30 protein-coding genes are annotated in these 23,781 nt (G+C 38.1%); 24 read left to right on the top strand and 6 right to left on the bottom strand.

What is annotated here, in order from left to right; genetic code table 11:
- Positions 1–52: 52 nt before the first annotated feature.
- Positions 53–832 (bottom strand): DUF4397 domain-containing protein, encoded by a 780-nt coding sequence (locus tag BN1082_RS18555; protein ID WP_090636874.1) that lies wholly within the window; start codon positions 830–832, stop codon positions 53–55.
- Positions 833–1,156: 324 nt separating this feature from the next.
- Between BN1082_RS18555 and rsgA the strand changes: the two genes are divergently transcribed.
- From rsgA to BN1082_RS18470, 17 genes are all read left to right on the top strand, one after another.
- On the top strand, positions 1,157–2,227 hold the full coding sequence (gene rsgA / locus BN1082_RS18550; RefSeq protein WP_425412178.1) for a ribosome small subunit-dependent GTPase A: 1,071 nt from the start codon (positions 1,157–1,159) through the stop codon (positions 2,225–2,227).
- 228 nt (positions 2,228–2,455) lie between these two features.
- Positions 2,456–2,998, top strand: coding sequence for a peptide-methionine (S)-S-oxide reductase MsrA (msrA, locus tag BN1082_RS18545; RefSeq protein ID WP_176699871.1), 543 nt, complete (start codon positions 2,456–2,458; stop codon positions 2,996–2,998).
- The gene (gene msrB, locus BN1082_RS18540) at positions 2,988–3,425 is read left to right on the top strand and encodes a peptide-methionine (R)-S-oxide reductase MsrB (protein ID WP_218055170.1); all 438 of its coding nucleotides are present in this window, start codon (positions 2,988–2,990) and stop codon (positions 3,423–3,425) included. Before msrA ends, msrB begins: the two co-directional genes overlap by 11 nt.
- A gap of 124 nt (positions 3,426–3,549) precedes the next feature.
- Positions 3,550–3,711: a YjcZ family sporulation protein gene (locus tag BN1082_RS28940; protein ID WP_090636868.1), complete on the top strand. Its 162-nt coding sequence runs from the start codon at positions 3,550–3,552 to the stop codon at positions 3,709–3,711.
- A 201-nt stretch (positions 3,712–3,912) separates the two neighbouring features.
- Complete coding sequence (locus BN1082_RS18530) at positions 3,913–5,379, top strand: NAD(P)/FAD-dependent oxidoreductase (RefSeq protein ID WP_090636866.1); 1,467 nt, start codon at positions 3,913–3,915, stop codon at positions 5,377–5,379.
- Between the two features lie 125 nt (positions 5,380–5,504).
- Positions 5,505–6,851, top strand: a complete 1,347-nt coding sequence (locus BN1082_RS18525) for an aspartate aminotransferase family protein (RefSeq protein ID WP_090636864.1) — start codon at positions 5,505–5,507, stop codon at positions 6,849–6,851.
- The gene (locus BN1082_RS18520) at positions 6,852–7,544 is read left to right on the top strand and encodes a CoA transferase subunit A (protein WP_090636862.1); all 693 of its coding nucleotides are present in this window, start codon (positions 6,852–6,854) and stop codon (positions 7,542–7,544) included.
- Entirely contained in the window at positions 7,529–8,194 is a 666-nt protein-coding gene (locus BN1082_RS18515) for a 3-oxoacid CoA-transferase subunit B (protein ID WP_090636859.1), read from the top strand. The genes BN1082_RS18520 and BN1082_RS18515 overlap by 16 nt, the downstream gene beginning before the upstream one ends.
- A 32-nt stretch (positions 8,195–8,226) precedes the next feature.
- Complete coding sequence (locus BN1082_RS18510) at positions 8,227–9,495, top strand: peptidase (protein ID WP_090636857.1); 1,269 nt, start codon at positions 8,227–8,229, stop codon at positions 9,493–9,495.
- 83 nt (positions 9,496–9,578) lie between these two features.
- Positions 9,579–10,433, top strand: coding sequence for a putative beta-lysine N-acetyltransferase (gene ablB, locus BN1082_RS18505; RefSeq protein WP_090636855.1), 855 nt, complete (start codon positions 9,579–9,581; stop codon positions 10,431–10,433).
- Positions 10,434–10,498: 65 nt separating this feature from the next.
- Positions 10,499–11,890: a sigma-54 interaction domain-containing protein gene (locus tag BN1082_RS18500; RefSeq protein ID WP_090636853.1), complete on the top strand. Its 1,392-nt coding sequence runs from the start codon at positions 10,499–10,501 to the stop codon at positions 11,888–11,890.
- Positions 11,891–12,022: 132 nt separating this feature from the next.
- Entirely contained in the window at positions 12,023–13,462 is a 1,440-nt protein-coding gene (kamA, locus tag BN1082_RS18495) for a lysine 2,3-aminomutase (protein ID WP_090636851.1), read from the top strand.
- Between the two features lie 14 nt (positions 13,463–13,476).
- Positions 13,477–13,755, top strand: coding sequence for a YokU family protein (locus BN1082_RS18490; protein WP_090636849.1), 279 nt, complete (start codon positions 13,477–13,479; stop codon positions 13,753–13,755).
- Between the two features lie 119 nt (positions 13,756–13,874).
- Positions 13,875–14,096, top strand: coding sequence for a YozE family protein (locus BN1082_RS18485; RefSeq protein ID WP_245640505.1), 222 nt, complete (start codon positions 13,875–13,877; stop codon positions 14,094–14,096).
- 142 nt (positions 14,097–14,238) lie between these two features.
- Positions 14,239–14,934, top strand: a complete 696-nt coding sequence (locus BN1082_RS18480) for a hypothetical protein (RefSeq protein ID WP_090636847.1) — start codon at positions 14,239–14,241, stop codon at positions 14,932–14,934.
- Between the two features lie 80 nt (positions 14,935–15,014).
- A complete protein-coding gene (locus BN1082_RS18475; RefSeq protein WP_090636845.1) occupies positions 15,015–15,188 on the top strand; it encodes a YozD family protein in 174 nt (57 codons plus the stop codon).
- 314 nt (positions 15,189–15,502) lie between these two features.
- Positions 15,503–15,814 carry a YodL domain-containing protein gene (locus tag BN1082_RS18470; protein ID WP_176699870.1) on the top strand — a complete coding sequence of 104 codons (312 nt, stop codon included), beginning with the start codon at positions 15,503–15,505 and terminating at the stop codon, positions 15,812–15,814.
- A 71-nt stretch (positions 15,815–15,885) separates the two neighbouring features.
- On the opposite strand, the gene BN1082_RS27740 is transcribed toward BN1082_RS18470, so the two are convergent.
- Complete coding sequence (locus BN1082_RS27740; RefSeq protein WP_176699869.1) at positions 15,886–16,023, bottom strand: hypothetical protein; 138 nt, start codon at positions 16,021–16,023, stop codon at positions 15,886–15,888.
- 11 nt (positions 16,024–16,034) lie between these two features.
- Positions 16,035–16,163: a hypothetical protein gene (locus BN1082_RS28610; protein ID WP_281177032.1), complete on the bottom strand. Its 129-nt coding sequence runs from the start codon at positions 16,161–16,163 to the stop codon at positions 16,035–16,037.
- A gap of 155 nt (positions 16,164–16,318) precedes the next feature.
- Here BN1082_RS28610 and deoD point away from each other — a divergent pair, with 155 nt between their 5' ends.
- From deoD to BN1082_RS18450, 4 genes are all read left to right on the top strand, one after another.
- Positions 16,319–17,026 (top strand): purine-nucleoside phosphorylase, encoded by a 708-nt coding sequence (gene deoD / locus BN1082_RS18465; RefSeq protein WP_090636843.1) that lies wholly within the window; start codon positions 16,319–16,321, stop codon positions 17,024–17,026.
- Between the two features lie 444 nt (positions 17,027–17,470).
- Positions 17,471–18,952 carry a lmo1851 family serine protease gene (locus BN1082_RS18460; RefSeq protein WP_281177045.1) on the top strand — a complete coding sequence of 494 codons (1,482 nt, stop codon included), beginning with the start codon at positions 17,471–17,473 and terminating at the stop codon, positions 18,950–18,952.
- Positions 18,953–19,084: 132 nt separating this feature from the next.
- On the top strand, positions 19,085–19,282 hold the full coding sequence (locus BN1082_RS18455; protein WP_090636841.1) for a hypothetical protein: 198 nt from the start codon (positions 19,085–19,087) through the stop codon (positions 19,280–19,282).
- Between the two features lie 58 nt (positions 19,283–19,340).
- Positions 19,341–20,159: a hypothetical protein gene (locus BN1082_RS18450; RefSeq protein WP_090636839.1), complete on the top strand. Its 819-nt coding sequence runs from the start codon at positions 19,341–19,343 to the stop codon at positions 20,157–20,159.
- Between the two features lie 311 nt (positions 20,160–20,470).
- Here BN1082_RS18450 and BN1082_RS18445 read toward each other — a convergent pair whose 3' ends face one another.
- A complete protein-coding gene (locus tag BN1082_RS18445; protein ID WP_090636837.1) occupies positions 20,471–20,716 on the bottom strand; it encodes a DNA alkylation repair protein in 246 nt (81 codons plus the stop codon).
- 97 nt (positions 20,717–20,813) lie between these two features.
- On the opposite strand from BN1082_RS18445, the gene BN1082_RS18440 reads away from it, so the two are divergent.
- Complete coding sequence (locus tag BN1082_RS18440; protein WP_090636835.1) at positions 20,814–21,107, top strand: hypothetical protein; 294 nt, start codon at positions 20,814–20,816, stop codon at positions 21,105–21,107.
- Positions 21,104–21,598: a FixH family protein gene (locus BN1082_RS18435; RefSeq protein ID WP_090636833.1), complete on the top strand. Its 495-nt coding sequence runs from the start codon at positions 21,104–21,106 to the stop codon at positions 21,596–21,598. Before BN1082_RS18440 ends, BN1082_RS18435 begins: the two co-directional genes overlap by 4 nt.
- Before the next feature lie 75 nt (positions 21,599–21,673).
- Here the strand turns inward: BN1082_RS18435 and BN1082_RS18430 are convergent, their stop codons facing one another.
- Both BN1082_RS18430 and BN1082_RS18425 read right to left on the bottom strand, forming a co-directional pair.
- Entirely contained in the window at positions 21,674–22,126 is a 453-nt protein-coding gene (locus BN1082_RS18430; RefSeq protein WP_090636831.1) for an Hsp20/alpha crystallin family protein, read from the bottom strand.
- A gap of 58 nt (positions 22,127–22,184) precedes the next feature.
- Entirely contained in the window at positions 22,185–22,661 is a 477-nt protein-coding gene (locus BN1082_RS18425) for a spore coat protein (RefSeq protein WP_090636829.1), read from the bottom strand.
- Between the two features lie 178 nt (positions 22,662–22,839).
- On the opposite strand from BN1082_RS18425, the gene BN1082_RS18420 reads away from it, so the two are divergent.
- Positions 22,840–23,613, top strand: a complete 774-nt coding sequence (locus BN1082_RS18420) for an SDR family oxidoreductase (protein ID WP_090636827.1) — start codon at positions 22,840–22,842, stop codon at positions 23,611–23,613.
- Positions 23,614–23,781: the final 168 nt, after the last annotated feature.

Genomic DNA, 23,781 nt, shown 5'->3' with positions numbered 1-23,781 from the left:
CCTCATTTTTTTCAAGTGTCCACTGCAGAAGGACATATGTCCTCGAAGGGTGTCAGGCACCATTTGAGGAACCGGTGGAGGGGTTGATGAGTATGATGGCTTGAAGTTTTGGTTTTTCTTTATTTAGGCCGACGAGTACGATGGAGTAAGTCTCATTCGCTTTGAAACGGATTTTAGGTAATGGAAGAATGACGTTTTTCGTTCCTGATTCACGAACTTCAAGGTCCACGGTCATTGGGGTTACTCCTAAATAGTCAGTTGCTCTTTTGTAGGGGACATTAGGGAAGAAAACATCACGATCCTTTACTGCGATATCGATGGCATTTGAGTCTGGTGATAAATGGATAAAACGTAGCTTTGCTTCATTTATTGGTACGCCGGGTTGATCTTGAAAACTGAGCAGCCGCATTTTCTTAACATGATCAATAGCAGCGAATGTATAGGATTTACCCGGTTCAACGGAGATATTTTTATTTAGGAAACTATCCGTCATGTTGCCGGTTGGATAAATATCAATATGATACTTTCCTGGTTTAAAAGGTAACACATTACTAACTTGTTTAAATGGCAAGTCTTTAACCATTCGATTCCCATTTATATAGATATCTATATTAGGGGCATCGTATGAGGTATGGAGAAAACGTACCTTCGCTTCTTCCTGCATTGATTGGGCCAAAATGCGCATCGATCGATTGGCTTTATTCATATATTTTAAATGCTTCCAATAGTATTTCATGTGCAGGTTTGGATTTGAATATTTATTAAATTGGCCAAGTAAATCATATAATGCTGCTTTTTGAAGATAATCTGAATAAGTTCTCTTTTCAGACATACAATCCGCTCCTATTCTTTCGTTTACAAATTAATTTATTCAACAATAAATAGGTAGGTGCCTATATTGAGCCCTTAAATTGGAATATTTGGATTTTTACTTTACAAATGGTTAATTTCTGCATATACTAAAAACAAATAATGATGAAAGTGGGTGAAGTGCAATGAGCATTGTTTATATTAACTTAAACCGTCATTTGAATAGTAATTGCACAGCCCAAGGATTTTGTTATTAGGGTCTACATACCTGTTATTCCACAATGTATGTAAAACCATGGGCTGTGATGCCTATGGTTTTTTATTATATACATTGGAGGAATAAAAAGTGAATTTAAGTAATTTTGGATTAACAGAAACCATTAAAAGTGATTTTGAAGCATTAAAGAATAGAGATAATTTGATTCTTGGTAGAGTTGCTCTTGAGCATAAGCGAATGTACCGCGTTTGGACTGAGCATGGGGAAATATTGTGTGAGGTCTCAGGAAAGTTTAGCTTCGAGACAATTAATAGGGAGGATTATCCTGCTGTCGGAGATTGGGTAGTATTAAAGCCTAGATTGGACGAAGGAAAAGGAACGATATATTCAATATTGCCTAGAAAAAGTAAATTTTCAAGAAAAGCTGCTGGTCAAACGGCAGAAGAGCAAATTGTTGCTACAAATATTGATACCGTTTTTCTTGTCAATTCATTAAATGAAGATTTAAATTTAAGAAGAATTGAGCGTTACTTATTACTCACTTGGGAAAGTGGTGCCAATCCAGTTATTATTTTAAGTAAAGCGGATCTTTGTGATGATCTGTCTGAAAAAATGGCCGAAGTAGAAGCAATCGCGTTTGGAAGTGTTCCCATCATCCCCATCAGCTCAGAAACGATGCACGGGTTCGAAAAGCTACAGCCCTTTTTGCAGCCTGGACAGACAATCGCATTACTTGGTTCTTCTGGTGTTGGTAAATCAACTTTAACGAATCGATTATTAGGTGAAGAAAAGCAATTAGTCCAAAAGATCCGTGAAGCGGATGATAAAGGGAGACATACAACTACCCATCGCGAACTTATTATGCTTCAGAACGGAAGTATATTAATTGATACTCCCGGAATGAGGGAATTACAGCTGTGGGAAAGCTCAGAAGGATTAACTGAAACCTTTTCAGAGATCGTGGAACTTGCTGAGAAATGCCGATTTCGTGATTGTCAGCATAAGGATGAACCTGGCTGTGCGGTGATTAAAGCAATTGATGAGGGGCTCCTTGATGTTGAAAGGCTGATTAGCTACAACAAGCTACAAAAAGAGCTTGCCTATATTGAAAGAAAAACAGACAAACGGGCTCAGTCTGAAGAGAAAAAACATTGGAAAAATATTAATAAACAAATGAAGCATAAACGAAACGTTTATTAAATGCATTTTAAGTCGAATGGGTATTACTGATTACTCAATCGACTTTTTTATATAGGCTGTGTTAAAGGTCATTGTTGATTTTTGAAACAATGTTGATTGGAGCGCAAATCAACAGTCATTAACACAGCCTATATATATAGGAATGATGTTATCAAAAATCTTACATTATTTTATTTTTGAATTATCATTCTGTATACTTGGATATAAGGGTAAAGAAGGAGTGATATGATGGAAAAAGCAAATCAATTAGCAACCTTTGCCGGAGGGTGTTTTTGGTGCATGACGAAACCATTCGATGAACAACCCGGCATCATCAGCGTGATTTCCGGTTATACAGGAGGAAAAGTGGAAAACCCCACATATCAACAAGTTTGTTCGGACACTACCGGACATTTTGAAGCTGTTCAAATAACCTACAATCCTGACCTTTTTCCTTATGAAAAACTACTTGAATTATTTTGGCAGCAAATTGATCCCACCGACCCAAGCGGGCAATTTTATGACCGAGGACAATCCTATCAAACAGCGATATTTTACCATAATGAAACCCAAAAAAGGCTTGCAGAAGAATCTAAAAAGATATTGGAAGAAAGTAAACGTTTTAACAAACCAATTGTCACACCAATCCTTCCTGCCAGTGAATTCTATCCGGCAGAAGAGTACCATCAGCAATACTATAAGAAAAATCCTGCGCACTATGAATCCTATCATATTGGTTCTGGTCGTGCTGATTTCATCCAAAGGCATTGGGGGCAGAAACGTGAAAAATAAAGATTTAGCCCAATTAAAAAAGGAATTGACACCCACCCAATTTGAAGTAACACAAAACAATGCAACGGAGCCACCCTTTAAAAATGAATATTGGAATGAAAAGCGTGAGGGAATTTACGTTGATATCGTGTCTAGGCAACCATTGTTCAGTTCGCTTGATAAATTTGATGCTGGTTGTGGCTGGCCAAGCTTTACAAAACCGATTGAAGAGGATGAGATTGTGGAAAAATCCGATCTCAGTCATTTCATGATTCGAACTGAGGTGAGGAGCAAATCTGCAGATTCCCATTTAGGTCATGTGTTCAATGATGGTCCAGGTCCGACTGGATTACGTTACTGTATCAATTCCGCTTCACTTAAGTTTATCCCGAAAGAAAAGCTAAAAGAAGAGGGTTATGGTGAATTTCTCCATTTATTTAAAAAATAAGCAGCCGGTGGCTGCTTTTTTTATGGCTATTTCTAATAATTTGGGCGAATGCACATGCAGGTCAAGTACCTACTACATAATGTAAAAATGAACAGAAACAAATTATCGAGGAGTGAATAGAAGCATGGATGGTGGATTTGGATATGGCTATGGTGGCTGCTGTTTTCCAGGATATGGCTATGGCGGAGGCTTCGGCGGCGGTTTTGGCTACGGCTTCGGCGGCTTTGCGTTAATTGTCGTATTGTTTATTTTGTTAATTATTATTGGCGCAAGCTGGGTCTATTAATTTAGAATAAGAAACAGCTGACTCTGTTAGGGAGTCAGCTGTTTCTTTTTTAAAATTATCATTATTTTCATAAAAAAAATCTAAAACACGAACGATTGTTTAATGGTTTGCAATATAGTTCGTTTATAACGTTGACGGATACCTCTAATTCTGATATATTTACCAATGGTAAAGTTAAAAACAATTTGGGGGTTTTTGGCAATGAACACAAAATATGATGTGATAGTAGTAGGTGCTGGTCCTGCAGGGATTTTTGCCTGCTATGAGCTAACGCTAAAAATGCCAAACGCAAAGGTTTTATTAGTAGATAAAGGACATGATATTTATCTGCGAAATTGTCCAATTTTACAAAAGAAAATTAAAAAATGTCCGCCAGCCTCGGGAAGAAAGGATTTTGCAGGGTGTCTGCCTGCCTGCTCAATCACCAATGGCTTCGGCGGTGCCGGGGCTTATTCTGATGGGAAATTTAACATTACAAGTGAATTCGGCGGCTGGATGACTGATTATTTAACAGATTCCCAAGTGTTAGAACTCATTCATTACGTGGATGAAATTAATTTGCAGCACGGGGCAACAAGGAATATTACCGACCCGTTAACCGATCAAGTAAAGGATATTGAGCGCCGTGCCTATGCAGCTGGATTAAAGCTTTTACGCGCACAGGTTCGGCATTTAGGAACAGAACAAAATCTAGAAATCTTGAAAAGTATATTTGAATACTTGAAATCAAAAATTGAAGTGGCCTTTAAAAAAGAGGTTGAAGATATAGTAACCGAAAAAACTTCTGATGGTCACATCGTTAAGGGAATAAAGCTAAACGGAGACCAATTGATCTATGCTGACAAAATTGTCATCACACCGGGTCGGGATGGCTCTAAATGGCTTACTGACATATTGAAATCACGTCGTCTTCGGATGATCAACAATCAAGTTGACATCGGTGTACGAGTGGAAACATCAAATATTGTGATGCAAGAAATTAATGAGCATTTATATGAAGGAAAATTTATTTTTAATACATCAGTAGGAACAAGGGTAAGAACGTTTTGCAGCAACCCGTCCGGACATGTCGTGGTTGAGAATCATTCAGGAATTATGCTAGCAAATGGGCATGCCTTTAAGGATCCTAAACTAGGCAGCCCGAATACGAATTTTGCCCTGCTCGTCTCCCATACATTTTCTGAACCGTTTGATAAGCCGAATGAATTTGCACATGAAATTTCACGCCTTGCTAATAGCCTTTCAAACGGTGGTTTAATTGTTCAGAGGTACGGTGATTTATTAAAAGGAAGAAGATCAACTGAAAAGCGAATTAAAGAAGGTTTTATCGAACCGACATTAAAAGAAGCAGTACCAGGTGATCTCGGTTTAGTTCTTCCATATAATACGTTAAAAAGTTTAATAGAGATGACTGAAGCTTTGAATCAAGTGACGCCAGGGCTTGCCTCCGAGCACACGTTGTTCTATGGTGTTGAAGCAAAATTTTATTCCGCTCGGCCTAAATTAAATGACCGCTTTGAAACAGAAATAAGCGGACTTTATGTAGGTGGAGACGGTGCCGGCATCACACGCGGGCTTGCACAGGCAAGTGCATGTGGCGTGTGGATTGCAAGAGATATTATTGAAAAAACAACCACGATAAGGCAAGAGGAAAAGATTATGGTTTAAGTCCGCTAAAGTAGCGGACTTTTTTCTTTTCCTAACAACCTTTTAAAATATGATGAAAGAATCAAAATAATGATTCATACAATCTACTAAGGCCTGACTTATTTGGATAAGGAAGTGGTAGCCCAGTGGAAAAGTCATTTCTAATAAAGCCGATGCTAGACGAAGAATACCCAGTCATTGATTATGGCAAGGGAGTCTATTTATATGATGTGAAAGGAAAAAAATACCTCGATGCTGCTTCAGGTGCTGTTACCGCCAATATTGGTCATGGAGTACAGGAAATTATTGAAGCAATGCACGAACAAGCAAAAAAGGTTTCATTTGTGTACCGTTCACAATTTACCAGTGAAGCTGCAGAAAAGCTTGCTGGGAAAATTGCTAAAATGACACTAGGTGAACTGAATTGGTGCTTTTTTGTGAATAGTGGCTCAGAAGCTACGGAGACCGCAATGAAAATGGCGATTCAGTACTGGCAGGAAAAGGGGATTCAAACAAAAACAAAAATCCTATCAAGATGGGTAAGCTACCATGGCATTACATTAGGTGCGCTCTCCATGTCAGGTCATCCGGGCAGAAGGGCAAGATTTGCTCCGCTGTTAGAGGATTTTCCCGTCATTCATCCCCCCTATTGTTACCGCTGTCCCTATAAGCTTGAAGCTCCGGGTTGTAACTATTTGTGTGCTCAGGATCTAAAAGTGGCTGTTAATCGGATTGGCGCTGAAAAAATCGCTGCCTTTATTGCCGAACCTGTCATAGGTGCAGCAGGTGGTGCAATCACGCCGCCAAAAGATTATTTTAAAGTGATCAAAAAAATCTGTGACGACCATGATATTCTTTTTATCGCTGATGAAGTCATGACTGGGTTTGGACGTACCGGAACCATGCTAGCCTGTGAACAATGGGATGTGATACCTGATATTGTTGCCTTAGGAAAAGGGATGGGTGCAGGGTATGCTCCCATTGCTGCAACAGTTGCTAGTGAAAAAGTGATGGAGCCCATTTTGGCTGGGTCGAAATCAGTGATGAGCGGTCATACACTAAGTGCCAATCCTCAATCATGTGCAGTTTCCTTAGCAGTGCTGGAATACTTGGAGAAAAACAAAATTATGAATGAAGTCGAATGTAAAGCCGTCTATTTGCAAAACGAGCTTGAAAAACTAAAGGGCATGTTTCCGTTTGTCGGTGATGTCCGTGGGAGAGGATTATTGCTTGGAATTGAATTCGTCAAGGATCAGGAAAGCAAAACCCCGTTTTCAAGAACAGCGATGATTACGCAAAAAATTGTTTCCATTGCAAAAGAAAAAGGTTTATTGGTGTATCCGGCATGTGCCGGAATTGATGGTGTAAATGGTGATGCCATTATTATTTCTCCCCCGCTTACCATTACAAAACTGGAGATTAAAGAATTGATTTTTTTATTAAAAGAAACACTCGATTTACTTAAGGTTCAAATCGAATATGGAGGACAATAAATGGAAAATCCTTATGGGAAAATAACTACATTAGAAAGGGTATTGGAATTTTTTCATGACGAAATGACCTTAATGTTCGGCGGCTTTGGTGGAGTTGGTTCCCCTCCAACTGTTATTGATGGCATCCTGGAGAAAGGGGTTCGAAATATCACGCTAATTGGAAATGATACTGGATTTCCTCATATTGGAATTGGGAAAATCATTAGTCAGGAAAGGGCTAAAAAAGTAATAGCCTCGCATATCGGTTCAAATCCAGTTGCCGGACAGCTCATGAATCGCGGAAAGCTGGAGGTCGATTTTTCCCCTCAAGGAATCTTGGCAGAAAGAATTCGTGCCGGAGGTGTCGGGCTTGCTGCTATTCTCTCTGATATTGGAGTGGACAATGAAATCGTAGCCGCAAATAAACCCCACTATCAGTTAGATGGGAAGGATTACCTTATTGAAACTGCTTTAACCGCTGAAGTAGCCATCGTCTATGCCAAAAAAGCCGACCCATATGGCAATTTAATTTATGACAAAAGTGCTCGCAATACGAATCCTCTTGTGGCAATGGCAGGAAATGTAACGATTGCAGAAGTAGAAGAAATTGTCCCCATGGGAAGTCTGAATCCTGAAGAAATCATTACCCCTGGTGTATTCGTTGATTATATTATCCAATCTAAGGGGGTGAACTGGAAATGGGCATGGGAATAGATATTCGTAATCAAATGGCAAAAAGGGCAGCGGAAGAGATTCAAACTGGAATGGTCGTTAATCTCGGTATCGGAATTCCATCTCTTGTTCCTAACCATCTATCAAGCGGAATCCAAGTCATGTTTCATGCGGAAAATGGAATTGTAGGGATGGGATCAAGCCCAAATAAAGGGGATGAGGATGAAAATTTATGTAATGCCGGCGGTTTTCCCGTCACATTGAACAGCTGCGGTTCCTATTGCGATAGTGCCACCAGTTTTGCAATGATTCGTAGTGGAAGAGTGGATGTAACTATTCTTGGCTCACTCCAAGTCAGCCAAAAGGGTGACCTTGCAAATTGGATTGTTCCGGGAAAAAAAGTGCCGGGTATGGGCGGGGGAATGGAGCTAGCGCAAAAGGCAAAAAAAGTGATTGTATTAATGAATCATACAGATAAATTCGGAAATCCCAAAATTGTAAAAGAGTGTACTTTGCCGCTAACAACGAAAGCGTGTGTCAACCTTATTGTTACAGAATTAGCTGTATTCCGTGTAACGGAAAACGAGCTGCTATTAACAGAATTGTTTGCACCCTATGATATCGAGGCAGTTAAGAATAAAACTGAGGGTGAATTTGCTGTCAGTGAATATGTTCGAAAAATATCGTTTTAATACACCCATCGTGCCCTAAAGGAGTGAATCTGTTGGAGAAAAACATTATTCGAATCAGACAATGGCTAAAGGAGAATCGAGCAAGAGGGGCAAGACTTCTGCAAATACTTGTACGTGAGAATAGTACTAGGGGAAATGAAAGCAGTACGCAAGCCATTCTTATTGAAAAATGTCGGCAGCTTGGCCTAGACTTAGATATTTGGGAAATCGACGCGGAAGAGTTGAAAAATCATCCAGCTTATTGCTGTGACCGCCAAAGCTTCGAGGGTAGCCCAAACCTTGTTGCGGTTTTAAAAGGAACGGGTGGCGGGAAGTCCATGATTTTAAATGGACATATTGATGTTGTGCCTGTTGGTGACGAAAAAAGTTGGGAGCATGATGCGTTTAGTGGGAAAATAGAATGCGGCAAGCTATTTGGCAGAGGGTCAACCGATATGAAGGGTGGCATCGCAGCGATGTTAATGGCCATCGAGTCATTAATTGCATGCGGGATAAAGCTGAAAGGAGATTGTATTTTTCAAAGCGTTATCGAAGAAGAAAGCGGTGGTGCTGGCACGCTTGCGGCAGTATTAAGAGGATACCGAGCAGATGGGGCTATTATTCCTGAACCAACCAATATGAAAGTATTTCCAAAGCAGCAAGGGTCGATGTGGTTTAGAATTACTGTAATTGGTAGGGCCGCCCATGGCGGTACCCGGTACGAAGGGGTCAGTGCAATCGAAAAATCAGTTATGGTGATAGAAAGATTGCAAAAATTAGAGAAAGATAGAAATGCAAAAATTACTGACCCGCTGTTTGCGAAAATCCCAATTCCCATTCCGATTAATATCGGGAAGGTCTCAAGCGGTCAATGGCCATCTTCAGTACCTGATCTTGCAACGATTGAAGGACGAATGGGTGTATCACCGGATGAATCTATTCAAGCAGCTCAAAAGGAAATGGAAGCTTGTTTACAGGAAATGAATGAACAGGATGAGTGGTTCCGCGAACACCCTTTAGCCATTGAATGGTTTGGAGGTCGCTGGCTGCCTGGAAGTTTGGAAGTTGACCATGCGCTAATGACTGAACTTTCCAATAGTTTTGTAGAAGTTTTAGAAAAATCACCGATAATTGAAGCAAGCCCGTGGGGAACGGATGGTGGAATTCTGTCAACAGTTGGAAACACTCCAGTCGTTATTTTTGGACCGGGTATTACGGAGATGGCTCATGATGCCAACGAATATATTCAGTTGGAGGATGTTTTTGTAGCAAGTGAGGTTATTGCCTTGACATTGATGAGATGGTGTGAAATAAGTGAGTAAGTACGGAGTTCAGGAATAAAAGGAAATGTCTGGCCGTCTTGGTCAGGCATTTTTTAACAATAGCATTATAAGGAGCGAAACGCATGAACCAATCAGCCTCAACAATCATTTTCGATGAACCCTGCTTCTACTTAGAAGTATATCTAGATCCTTTTAATAAACGTATCAGAATCGACGATTATCGCGGAAATATAAATTTACTGCTACAAAAGGCTGATGAGCTTGCCCATCAATATCATACGGAAAAGTTGATCATAAAAGGGCGATCTGAGGATTTACTTTCCTTCTATGAAATCGGTTTTCAGCCTGAAGCCATCATAGATCGCTATTTTCTGGGCTCGAATGCCCACTTTTTTTCAAAGTTTTACACACTCGAGCGGAAGAAAAATGATCATTGGATTACCGAGGATGGGATGATCAGTAGCATTTATCAATTGAAACCTACCAATGAAAAAATCGATCCTCCAAAGGAGTATAGGATAGTAAAGGCCGATCAGAATTGTGCTGAAGAGCTTTCAATGCTGTATCGTCAGGTTTTTCAAATTTATCCAACACCACTTCATGATTCAGAATATGTGAAAAAGACGATGAAGGATGGAACCATCTATTACGTCTTTTTTTACCAGGGTAAAATCGTAAGTGCTGCTTCGGCAGAAATCAATTCATTTTATAAAAATGCGGAACTAACTGATTGTGCAACACTTCCGGAACATCGAAAATATGGATTAATGAAAATAATTCTTCAAAAGCTCGAGGAAGAACTGAGACAAAACGGGATTTTTTGTGCTTATTCGATTGCAAGGTCATTATCCTTTGGCATGAATGCAGTTCTTTTTCAGCTTGGTTATCACTATCGAGGAAGGTTAATGAATAATTGCTATATTTATGACAAGCTGGAAAATATGAATATGTGGGTGAAGAATCTGGCAAACTGCTAACTTTTTAGCTTATGGTGACAATTTTTCGGCATCTCTTCATATAGTGATGGTGGGGAGGTGTAGGATTGGTTCATTTTACGACATTAACAGAAGAAGTTTTAACCGCAATTCTAAAAAGTATTGATGAAGGAATTCATGTAGTAAATACAAATGGCGAAACGATATTTTACAATGAGGTGGCCGCTAGGCATGATGGTATGAATGTGAAGGAAGTACTTGGAAAGCATTTATTTGCTTCCTTTCCATCACTTACTGAGGAATCTAGTACCTTACTACAGGTAATGAAAACCGGGAAACCAATTTATCACCAGACACAAGAATACGTCAATTTACATGGGACAAGAATTGATACAATCAATACCACATTACCTTTAATTCTCGAAGGTGAGATGGTCGGAGCAGTCGAAATTGCCAAAGATTATTCACGAATGAAGCTTCTTGCTGAAAGGCTTCTTGATCTACAAAAATTTCAAAATAAAGGTAATAAAAAGATATTGAACAATGTCAGGTACACATTGAACGATTTAATGACCCTTCATCCCGAGTTTATTCGCCTAAAAAACGAAGCGAAAAAATTAGCAAAATACGATGCTTCCATTCTTGTTTATGGTGAGAGTGGTACGGGAAAGGAATTATTTGTCCAAGGAATTCACCATGAATCAAATCGTGCAAATGGACCATTTATTACGCAAAATTGTGCAGCTATTCCGGAAACATTACTGGAAAGCATCCTTTTTGGCACTTCGAAAGGAAGTTATACCGGTGCTGTTGAGCGGAAGGGGTTATTTGAATTGGCTGACGAGGGCACACTTTTCCTTGATGAACTTCATACAATGCCCATTGTACTACAGGCAAAGCTGTTAAGGGTGTTAGAGGATGGCATGGTTAGAAGGGTAGGAAGCTCAGAAAACATTTCCGTTAATGTCCGGGTTATTGCAGCCATGAATGTGCATCCAATGGAGGCACTCCGTGACAATAAGCTACGCTCTGACCTTTTTTATCGTTTAAATGTCTTTACTTTTTCCCTTCTCCCATTAAGAGAGAGAAAAGATGATATTCTTTACTTAACAAATTATTTTATTCGAATTTTTAATCATAAGTTGCATAAGGACATCAGTGGAATGGAGAAAAACCTAGAAATTTTCTTCATTGAATATCATTGGCCTGGGAATGTCCGTGAATTAAAACACACAATCGAATATATGATGAATATTTGCGAAACAACTTTGTTAAAAGAAGAGGACCTCCCCATCATGTTAAAACAACTTACACCACAACTGACAAAAGAAGCGGGAATTCATAAAACTTTATCATTGCGTGGAAATGTCGAAGAATTTGAGAACCAGCTTATTCATGAGGCTCTTTTAAAGGCTAGTGGAAATATAAACAAAGCTGCTAAGCTTTTAGAGATTCCAAGGCAAACTTTGCAATATAAACTAAAAAAATCAAGGAAATGAAGTGCCAAATTTCAGGCACTTTTTTTTTGGCTAAACAGACAAGAAACGAGTGGAAGCCTTCTTATTCCAGCAATATAGAATTGGCACGATTCTTGCATATTTTAAAATAAAGCTGGATTGGAGGAATTATGGATGAAATCTTTTTTATATAAGCCAAAAAGGCATTGGAAGGATATAGAGCTTTGGAAAGACGTGACAGAAGAACAATGGAACGACTGGCTCTGGCAGTTAACCAATACCGTTCGGACTTTAGAGGACTTAAAAAAGGTCATCAAGCTCACACCTGATGAAGAAGAGGGCGTTAGAATTTCTACTAAAACGATTCCTTTAAATATCACACCATATTATGCTTCCCTCATGAACCCTGTTGACCCAAGATGCCCTATCCGGATGCAATCAGTCCCTGTTTCTAAAGAGATATATAAGACGAAATATGATTTAGAGGATCCTTTGTATGAAGATGAGGACTCGCCTTCACCAGGTTTAACACATCGCTATCCCGACCGCGTTCTCTTCCTCGTAACCAACCAATGCTCGATGTATTGCCGGTACTGCACGAGAAGGCGTTTTTCAGGGCAGATTGGGATGGGTGTTCCTAAAAAACAACTGGATTTAGCTATTTCTTATATCCGTGAGACACCGCAAGTGCGAGATGTCTTAATTTCAGGCGGGGACGGACTATTAATCAACGATAATATTCTAGAATATATTCTAAAACATTTACGAGAAATTGATCATGTGGAAATTATTCGAATTGGAACAAGGGCACCTGTTGTATTTCCACAGCGAATTACAGAAAACCTCTGCAATATTTTGAAAAAATATCATCCCATATGGTTGAACACTCATTTTAATACGTCCATTGAGATAACCGAGGATTCAAAAAAGGCATGTGAAATGCTAGCAAATGCTGGTGTTCCTGTTGGAAATCAGTCTGTTATTCTAGCAGGGATCAATGACAGTGTACCGATCATGAAAAGACTGATGCATGACTTAGTGAAAATTCGTGTTCGTCCATATTATATTTATCAATGTGACCTTTCAGAGGGCATTGGGCATTTCCGTGCTCCAGTATCCAAGGGGTTAGAAATTATCGAAGGACTGCGCGGACATACAAGTGGATATGCCGTGCCGACCTTTGTCATTGATGCTCCTGGAGGCGGGGGGAAAATCGCGCTGCAGCCGAATTATTTGATTTCGCAAAGCCCAGAGAAGGTGGTTCTACGTAACTTCGAGGGAGTCATTACCTCATACCCAGAGCCTGAAAACTATATACCAGGGAAAGCAGAGGATTATTATAAAGAAATATATCCTGATATGGATGAGAAAAAGTCACTTGACGGAATTGCAGGAATTATGAATGATTATCAATTTAATCTTGTCCCGGAAGGATTAACGCGGTTAAATCGCCGCAAGGAATATAATGAAGATCCAGCACATGCCTCTTTAAAGGATAAAAGAGGCAAGCGAGATGAGTTAAAGGAAAAGAAATTTAAGGCATTATCGCAAAAGGAAAATGAAAGTAGTCCAAGTAAGAATAGTGTTGATCAGTCAGAAGCGGTGAAAGAATAAGGGGGGAGGAAATAATGGAATGTGAGTGGTGCAGCAGCACTAAAATTGTATCCAAAACAGAATCAGTTTTTTGGGAATTACCGGATGGTTCGCGAGCAATTGAAATTACAGAAACTCCCACAGTGATTTGTAATGACTGTCTGATGACCTATCAGTGTGAGAGGGTCGTGAAAGAAATAGAGGATCAATTATTTTTAATAGACAGTAAAATAGTAGGGAAAGTTATTTCGTTTAATGAATTATTAAAAATGCCGAGATTATTAAAGAAAAATTATTTCGATTTTACATCATAAAGAACAACGCCTGAAAAATCGAACTGCAAATTCTATAGAACTGGACGACAAAAGTAGCATCCATTATAGTAGTGAGTAGGTTGTCCTTGAATTCTGATTGGAAGGGCGTTTTTGAGATGATAAAATCATTTTACCATTTTTTAATGAAATATAGGCATCCAGCTCCAAAGGATGAAATCAGTCAATTTGCCAATGATGTCTATTTAGACCATAGCTTTCCTAAAATTTCTGAAGACTACCACGAGCTTAGTTCCTATTTAGAAATGAATGGCCATTATTTAAATTCCATGTCTATTTTTGATGAAGCATGGCAGTTATATCTTATTTCAGAGACAAAATAATAGCAGCCATATGATCGCAATCGCCTTTTTATTCGGAAAAGGCGATTTTTTCATTTTTTAAACATGGATAGCGATATTTTATGGCAGCGCATATACTATTGTAATTAAAAATTCACGACTAACACTTAAGGGGATGGAGGACATGGCGAGAAGGAAAAAACCGAAATATAAGATCGGGGATACGGTCGTGATTACGATGTATGGTACTGTCGGCAGAATCACAGATGTAAAATGGCTTGATGGAAAGTATGTTTATGAAGTGAATAAAAGTGATGGTCTATTTCTCGAATCAGGATTGCAAATTCTTTCAGAATATGATGGAACCGTGATGGAGCAGGAGCAAATTGATATTGAATATAAATATTTTATTGGTGACCTAGTTCAAGTGAGCGGATATGGCGCAGATTTGTTCAAAGTTGTAGGTTTTCGTACAGAAATTTGGCGCTACAAAGAGGATGCATGGGAAGATGTAATTTACGAGCTATCAAGGGTAAGTGACGGGGAATGGCTGGAAGCAGGGGAAGAGGAGCTAACACTTGTTGCGGATGCTGAAAGTGCCGATACGTTTATTCAAAAACTTGGTCTCCTATACTTAGTAAATAAGCAGGATAAAACAGGGAGCAAACCGTTATCGAAGAAGATATTGAGAAAGGATGAATGGGAAGTAATCGAGCGAAAAAAAGAGAGAAAACAATTAATTGACAACCTTTTGGACATTTATAATGACTACAGAATTCTTTATGAACTTTTTTCAGACCAGGAATATTACCAAGTGATGAGGGTTATTGTTAGGAAATTAGAAAGTCTCGCCAATAATGATGGAAAAAGTCATGTTTGAGTGATCAGTAGTCGCTTCCTAAGTAATAAGCATGAAAAAGCCTAAATCATCATACATTCAGTTATAAAGGGGGCGATATTATGAGAGAAATTGAAGTATTTATTGATACGGAAGAAATTGCGGAATTTTTCTTTCATGAGCTTGTAAAAAGGGGATTCGTTCCCACTGAAGTGGAATTAGAGGAAATCGCTGATATCACCTTCGAATATTTAATTGAAAAAAGTATTATTGATGAAGAAGTAGAGGACGAATAACAAGATAGAACTATTTAATAGATTCTTTTACAAAGATAGGAATATCTTTTTGGAGAAATATAAAAAAAATTGCCTATGTTAAAGCTCATTGTTGATTTTGCCACTATGTTGATTGGAGCGGAAGGCGCTCGCCTGGAGCGGAAATCAACAAGCAATTTTAACAGAGCCAAAAAATTGATTGATTTTTACCTAAGGAGCCAAATGGGTTCTTTTTTTTGTTTTCGACAAAATTAGAACCTTTTCAACAAAGGATTCGACTACTTCCTTCTTTAATTAATATAACAAAGAAATTTAAACAATTAATTGGAGGGATTATGATGATCAAAGTGTTAACAAAAAGAGCATGTGTTCAATATGATGTCACGATCTTTCAAACTCCAAAGCGCCGGGAAAATAAAGGGCATATGGCGGTTTATCGAACAACCGTAAAGGCTGTTAACCGTGAAAATTGTTTGAAGGAAACCTTTAGTATCTTTAATGTTACTGATCGAATCCCAGAAAATTATAAAGGGAGATTCCTTTCAACCGGGGATATCATTTTTATCGATGAAGGGAGAGGAGGCCAATATTATTATCAACTAAAGCCAGGAGGCTGGGTCCCTATTAATCGGATTAATTTATTATAGTAGCGGAAGCGCCTTGGTCAGGGGCGCTGAAGCTAGACAATAAGAAAAACCTAAGGAGCTCCCTTAGGTTTTTACTGCTGATTATTTTTTCTCCCGCTGGATGCCTGATGTTCCTTAGCATGGGCCTCGTGTTCTGCCACAATGGTTTCAGCTGGAATATGATTGTTTTTCTTTGGTGAATTAATTCGTGCTCGATGTTTTTTACCCATTATTAACCCCCCTATTTTTTTCGGCGTTCACGGTCACTTTTTGATGTATTTGGTTTATTATTCGTTTTTGCTGAGGGGTTCGTGTTGTTCGCATATTCAACCGCCTGCTCAAGCTTCTTACTCATTTTTCCTTCTGGCATTTGTTTTCCCTCCTTAGGATCATCAATATATAGCTTCCCACAAATTAAAAAAACATATCCTTTTAAATGAATGGTTTCATTTTGTAAAATGGTTATGATATATTGTCTATGGTATAGGCTACTAACTATCACATATATTGACTGGAGGAATTAAAATGAGTATACATATTGCTGCAAAAGAAAATGAAATTGCGGAAACGGTATTGCTTCCAGGTGACCCGCTTCGTGCCAAATACATTGCGACCAATTTTTTGCAAGATGCCAAATGCTATAATGAAGTTCGAAACATGTTTGGTTTTACCGGTACATATAAAGGAAAGCGGATTTCTGTCCAAGGTACAGGAATGGGGGTTCCTTCCATTTCTATTTATGTGAATGAGCTAATGCAAAGCTATAATGTACAAAACCTCATTCGTGTCGGTACATGTGGAGCGATTCAAAAAGATGTACATGTGCGTGATGTTATTTTGGCTATGTCGAGTTCAACCGATTCCAATATAAATCGCATAATCTTTGGGGGTGGAATTGATTTTGCTCCTACAGCGAATTTTGACTTGTTAAAGAATGCATATGATGCTGGATTAGAAAAGGGTCTTAACTTAAAAGCAGGAAATGTGTTTACGGCTGATATGTTTTATAATGATTATTCTGATCTTGAAAAATTGGCTCAATATCAAATTCTTGCTATTGAGATGGAAACTAGTGCCCTTTACACGTTAGCTGCTAAATACGGCCGTAAAGCACTATCTATCTTAACAGTTAGTGACCATATCCTAACAGGTGAGGAAACAACAGCAGAAGAAAGACAATTAACATTCAATGATATGATAGAAGTTGCATTAGAAGCAGCTATTAAAGAATAAACTTTTTCTTTTCCTCTTCCTCAGGAAGGGGGTTTCTTTTTTTAGAAAGGCAGTGTTAAAGGTCATTGTTGATTTTTGAAACTATGTTGATTGGAGCGTAAATCAACAGGCAAGTTTAACACAGCCTGTAGAAAAGAAAAAATTTAAAAAGAGGATGTCTTAAAAGGGGCTAACACTGATGGATGTGCCTGTCTCTTTATGTGTAACGGCACGTATTCTTCAATTTGTGCCGCTAATTATTATTATACAAAGTAATGAAAAAATAATGGTTTTCACCTTTATTTATTAACTTTTCTTTGTTAATTTTATAGAAAAGATGTTATTCTAAACACTAAGGGCTAAATTATTTTACAAATACTTTAGAAAACAGAAAAAATGATTTATTATGTTCGGAAAGTACCTGCTCTTTTAAGTGTGTGCTTAAAGTATTTCTTATTTATGGTTATGAAAGTGGTGAAGGCTTTGGATGAAGAAAAAGTTGAACAAGAGAAAGCTTCGGAAAACAAAACAGGGTATGTTCGATTAAAGAGATTTCATTTTATTATGCTTTTGTTTGTTGTTGTCTTTCTATCTGCTGGGATAACTACATTTGCTCTTGCATTTGGAAAAGATAAAGTGGTGTCAGTTGGACCAGATAGATCTGAATTTAAAAAGTTTTATGATGCCTATGATACATTAAATAATGGTTACTATAAAAAAGTAGATCAACAAAAGCTTATTAATGGGGCCATTAATGGAATGGTAACATCACTTGATGATCCTTATTCAGATTATATGAGTAGTGATGAAGCTAAAAACTTCAAAAGCACGATCTCGTCATCCTTTGAAGGAATTGGTGCCGAAATCCAAGAGAAGGATGGACATATTCTAATTGTATCACCGATTAAAGGGTCTCCGGCTGAGAAGGCGGGACTTAAACCAAATGATATGATTTTGGCTGTAGACGGAAAGAGCCTTCAAGGTATGAGTTCGACGCAAGCTGTGACCTTAATCCGCGGGAAAAAAGGGACAAAGGTGGAGTTGACCATTCAACGCGCGGGCTCGGATACACCTGTTAAAACATCGATCATCCGGGATACGATTCCGATTGAAACTGTTTATGGGGAAATGGTAGGAGATGGAATTGCCAAAGTTCAAATTACTAGTTTTTCTAGTAATACCTCGAAGGAGCTTGTGACGACTTTAAACGATTTACAAAAGAAGGGAATGAAAGGACTAGTTTTAGACTTGCGTCAAAATCCTGGTGGATTATTGGATCAAGCCATCACTATTTCTAGTATGTTTGTTCCTAAAGGAAAAGTAATTGTAAAAGAACAGGACCGCGATGGTAAGATTAAAGAGGTTTATTCACAAAATAGTGGAAGTCCAGATCTTCCTTTGGTTGTACTTATTGATTCAGGAAGTGCGAGTGCATCAGAAATAACGGCAGCTGCTTTAAAAGAATCGGCTGGCGTTCCGCTTGTTGGTGAAAAGTCATTTGGAAAAGGAACTGTTCAAACAACTGCTGATTTTTCTGATGGTTCCGACCTTAAATATACGATAGCAAAATGGTTAACTCCAGACGGAAACTGGATTCATAAAAAAGGGATTAAACCGGATGTAGAAGTGTCCCTTCCAGATTATGCGTCATTGCCAATCATTAATCCCGATAAGCCGCTTTCCCTTTCAAGCTCATCAGCTGATGTTATATCAGCACAGAAGATGCTTAAAGCGCTTGGATACGACCCAGGCAGAGAAGACGGATTTTTTGACGAAAAGACGAAGGAGGCTGTTATGGCTTTTGAAAAAGCCCAAAACCTACCTGAAGATGGTGTCTTAAAAGGGGATTCAACCTTAAAGCTAATGGAGCAAATCAGAGATAAAATTAAAACGAATGATACCCAACTACAAAAAGCGGTCGAAGTTTTAAAGACAAGAATGAAGTAACAATAAAAGCTAGAAAAATTGAGCCTGAAACCTTTATAAATAGGTTTCAGGCTTTTTATATATCGTAAATAGTATATTTCTTATCCATCTTTTCCAAAATGAAAAATAACATGGGAAAAGGTGGTTGTTTTGATGAGAAAACTGTGTCTTGCTGTAATGGTATTTTCCTTTCTTGGATATGGTCCATTACAGTCATTTTTTCATAGTAATTTCGAAATAAAAGAAAAGGAAATCAGTCAGAATTTAAAAGATAAAACGGAACAGTTGGGAGAACAATGGAAGATTGTTCAAGTTCTTTTTAATGATTTTAAAAAGATAGTGGAAAAATGAATGATTATTTTCTCTTCAGGTAACTCTTTTAATGTAGTGAAAAAAAGAGGGGGATTAGATGAAGAAGATAACGGTGTTATTAATGATTTTTCTTATCCTCCTAAACGCCCAATTGGCTTATGCCGCTACTAATATCAGCTATAAGGTAGAGATGCTTCCATGGACGGAAGTAAATAAGCTATTACCAAAATACAGTAAATTTGTTGTAATGGATGTTGAAACAGGAAAAAGGTTTAAAGTTCAAAGACGGGCCGGCAGTAACCATGCAGATGTGCAGCCTCTTACGTCAAAGGATACGAAAATTATGAAAAAGATTTATGGAGGAAAATGGAGCTGGAAACGTCGAGCGATTATAGTTATTTTTAAAGACCAGTGGATTGGTGCTTCCATGCATGGGATGCCGCATGGTGCAGGTGCGCTAAAAAATAATTTTCCCGGCCATTTTTGTATCCATTTTTATGGCAGTACAACTCATAGAACAAAATCAATGGACTTCTCCCATATGCTGATGGTAATGAAAGCAGCAGGAAAATTAGATGATTATTTAGCAGGGGCAAACCCATATGAGGTTGTAAATGCTTATGTTACAGGGCTGAAGCAGCAGGACCAAGGAATATTGGCTTTAGCGTCTTTACAAAGGGTAAGATGGAGGCCGATATTACCTCAAATTGAAAATGTGAAAATATCACGGATGCCTTTATTACCAGCTGAAGATTTAATTGAAGAAATTAATCTCGATATTCCAATTGAAATCGATTGGCACATTAGTAACAAAGGAAGGCAAGTTTTCAAAGGTGAAATCCATTTAGTTCGCTTTTCTCCACTAGATGCTTGGAAAGTGGATTCTAAAACTTTTTTAAAAGAAAATCATTTTTAACGAAAATAACACCTTTACAAATGGTTATCCATTTATAAAGGTGTTATTTTTGGTTGGCTGTGTTAAACTTGCCTGTTGATTTGCGCTCAAGAAGAGAGCATCCGCGGGCGTTCCGGGGAGCCTTCTCGGCGCTTAAGCGCCTGTGGGGGCTCCCCTGTCCCGTACTCCCGCAGGAGGTTGAATAAACATCCTTGAATCAACACCGCACGAAGTAAATGCGATAGCATTTTCGAGGATCTCGCGCCTTCCGCTCCAATCAACATTGTTTCAAAAATCAACAATGACCTTTAACACAGCCTTTTGGTTAAAAACTAAATAGGTTGTTCGCCAAATTTGATAAAAGTACGCTCGTCCTCGATAAGTCCGCAAACAGCACACTGGACACGATATTCTGGGCCGCTATAAGGGATATGAAAGGGCTCTAATTCACCTGAACTATATTCATGAATGACAACGCCAGATTGCGGGTCGAGTTTTACCGAATGCGCAACTTGGTCAATAATATTGAACCTGCTTCGATTCGTTTTACAATTTGGACAACGATAAGGTGTTGGCATACCTTTCTCCTTTCTATGGATTGTTAAAAAATATTTTTTGCAATCATGTTAGATAATATGTAACATTGCTTGTGAGGGGAGTAGGGGGTGAAATAATTTGAAAAATAAAAATAATCACTTTGATAGTTTATTGGCAGAATATCGTTTAATTTGGAATAATCGACGGTTAGCTATGGATGAGAGAAATAGTGAGGTTATATTATGTGAGGCAATAAAAAGAGAATTGTTAGACGAAAACTCACATCCTAGAATACGTAAAAATCGATTTGAAAAGTATTATTCAGCGGTTAAAAGAATAACTAATTCCTCTATATCTCTCGATGCGAAATTACAACTAATAGGGCTACATAATGAAATCATGGATCAATTAAGTGAGGAGAGAGAAACATGAAAAAGGTGATGTACCTGGTTGTTTCCATTTTGTTGCTTGTGATGTTATCTTCATGTGGCAGCAGTAAAACCAATTCCAATGGTCAACCGCAAATGTTGAATGTAGAATTAGCGGTAAAACCGGAACAAGGGAAAGTAGGTCAGCCCATCACATTTGAAGCAAAGGTTACTCAAGGGAATGATCGAGTTAATGATGCAGATGAAGTGCAATTTGAGATTTGGCGGGCAAAAGACCAACAACATGAAAAAATCGCAATAAAACACCCAAAAAACGGGATCTATCAGCTTAAGAAAACTTTTTCACAAGAAGGGACCTATTATATTATCTCCCATGTTACCGCAAGAGGGATGCATAATATGCCTAAGAAAGAGTTTATTGTCGGAACCCCGAGTGAACCAGAAGATCCAAAAGCAAATAATTCGATGAATGGAATGAACATGGGTGATCAAAAAGACAAAGATCACCAAAGCCCATCCAAAGATGGCCATTAAATCATAACCGGAAGAAGGTGTCCCAAACGGGTCTGACATTTTGTTTAGGGACATCCTCTTCATATTCTAATAAAGCTAATCGACTTTAATAGGAATGTCCTCAACTTCTTCACGATTAATTGGCATGCTGATGACTAAAATTCCTTTATTTATTTCTGTTCTGACTTTATGAATATTTACTGGGAATGGTAGCGTAATTTCTTTTTTAAATCTGCGATTCACTCGTTCTTTTAAATAATATTGACAATTTGGAGTTAATGATTTAAATTCTCCTGTAATTGTTAAGATCTGCTGATGGATGGAGATCTGAAGATTCTCCTTTCCTAATCCAGGCACCTCAGCTTCAACAATTAGTTTTGTATCCTTTTCATACAGATCACATTTTGGAACATATTCGTTTATGGCTGTGAAGGAATGGCTGTTTGAGAATTGTTGGGCATTTTTACTATCAAAAAATTGATTCCAAAATTGCTCTGCTTGAAATTGTTGGGCAACATCGAGCCACTTACTGAACTGATTTACTTCCATTTGAACCTCCCTTGAACCATTATTTTTCCAGTGAACAAAACATGTGAAAGTATGACAGCTACATAATTTCAGTTACATCAATTTGCGAATACTGCATATCAATGTTTTTTGGTATTCTTACCTCAAGGGTGCCATCCTTATAATTTGCAGCAGCCCCTTTCTTTTTTACAATTGCAGGTAGGGTAATGATATGTTTATCTTCATGCTGGGGGATATGTTCGATAATAAGTTGATTAGAAGTATGGTAGAGACGCAGTTTTCTTACCCATTCTTCTGATTTGATTGAAATCCTGACAAAAACAAAATCATGTGTTTCATAAGCCGTCGAAGATATACCATTTGAATTTTCAGGTTGCCTAGCTTGGCCTGATTGAAAATTGTTTTGAAAGTCCTGTGGATTCATCATTCCTTTCATATTACCAGGCATGACTTTAGTGATAATGTCCTGAACATAATTGGATATTTCATCAGGTTTCATATTTTGTAATGATTCCTTCATATCTTTATTAAAGGGGAACATATTAAAGGGAAACATTTTTCTCCATCCTCTCATGAATAAAAATCCTTTTTCATTAATACCACATCGTATGCGAACACCTGCCCATCCGTTAAAACAAAAATACTGGGAACAAACTTTAAAATTTGCATATAGAAACAATTCTTTTTAACATATAGTAAAAAGGATAATTCAAGTAATAGTGAGGTAAGAATCTGTGACGAAAAAAACGGCATTGATTACTGGTGGAGCTGCTGGTCTAGGAAAAATGACTGCCTATCAGCTTGCAGAAAAAGGCTTTGAACTTGTGATTAACTATCGAAATAGTGAAATAGAAGCCGTCAATTTAGTGAACGAATTAAACAACACCTATGGAACAAAAAACATCGCAATTCAAGGTGATGTTTCAAATTTAGATGAATGTATTCAAATCTTTGAAGAGGCTCTTTCGTTGTATCCTTCAATTGATATTTTAATTCATAATGCAGGTCCCTATATCCATGAACGGAAAAGGCTAACAGATTATTCCTTTGACGAATGGAGGTATTTAATGGATGGAAATTTAAGTGCTGTTTTTTATTTGTCAAAGCTCGTAATCCCAATTATGAGAAAACAAAACTGGGGCAGGATTATTACAATGGGGTTCGACAGAGTGGAAACGGCACCGGGGTGGGTTTATCGTTCTGTTTTTGCAGCGGCTAAAACTGGGCTAGCATCATTAACGAGGACAATTGCCATTGAGGAAGCGGAATATGGCATTACGGCTAATATGGTCTGCCCTGGGGATATCGTTAAAGAATGGAAAGAAAAAAATATTGCGGATACGTTAGGTAGTGTTGATGAAGAATCTTGTGTAATCAGACCCGGAACAGGAGAAGATGTTGCCAGAATGATATCATTTCTTGTTGATGAAAAATCAAGCTTTATTACGGGGAGCATTATCCCAGTTACAGGGGGAAAGGATGTTCTCGGGAAGATAAATAAGCTGTAAACAAAATCAAGAGGATGTCCTTAAAGTGACTGTCACTTTAGGGACATCCTTTTGATTATTTTCTCTTTATTTACATAAAATCTATATGGCCTATACAATAATTTGATTTTGTAGTATGAAAACGTAATCTTCTGTTAATAGTAATAAGTAATCATCTGTGGAAAGGAG

The sequence above is a fragment of the Neobacillus massiliamazoniensis genome (assembly GCF_001048695.1).
GTDB lineage: Bacteria > Bacillota > Bacilli > Bacillales > Cytobacillaceae > Neobacillus > Neobacillus massiliamazoniensis.
This window is presented reverse-complemented; position numbering and strand designations above follow the sequence as displayed.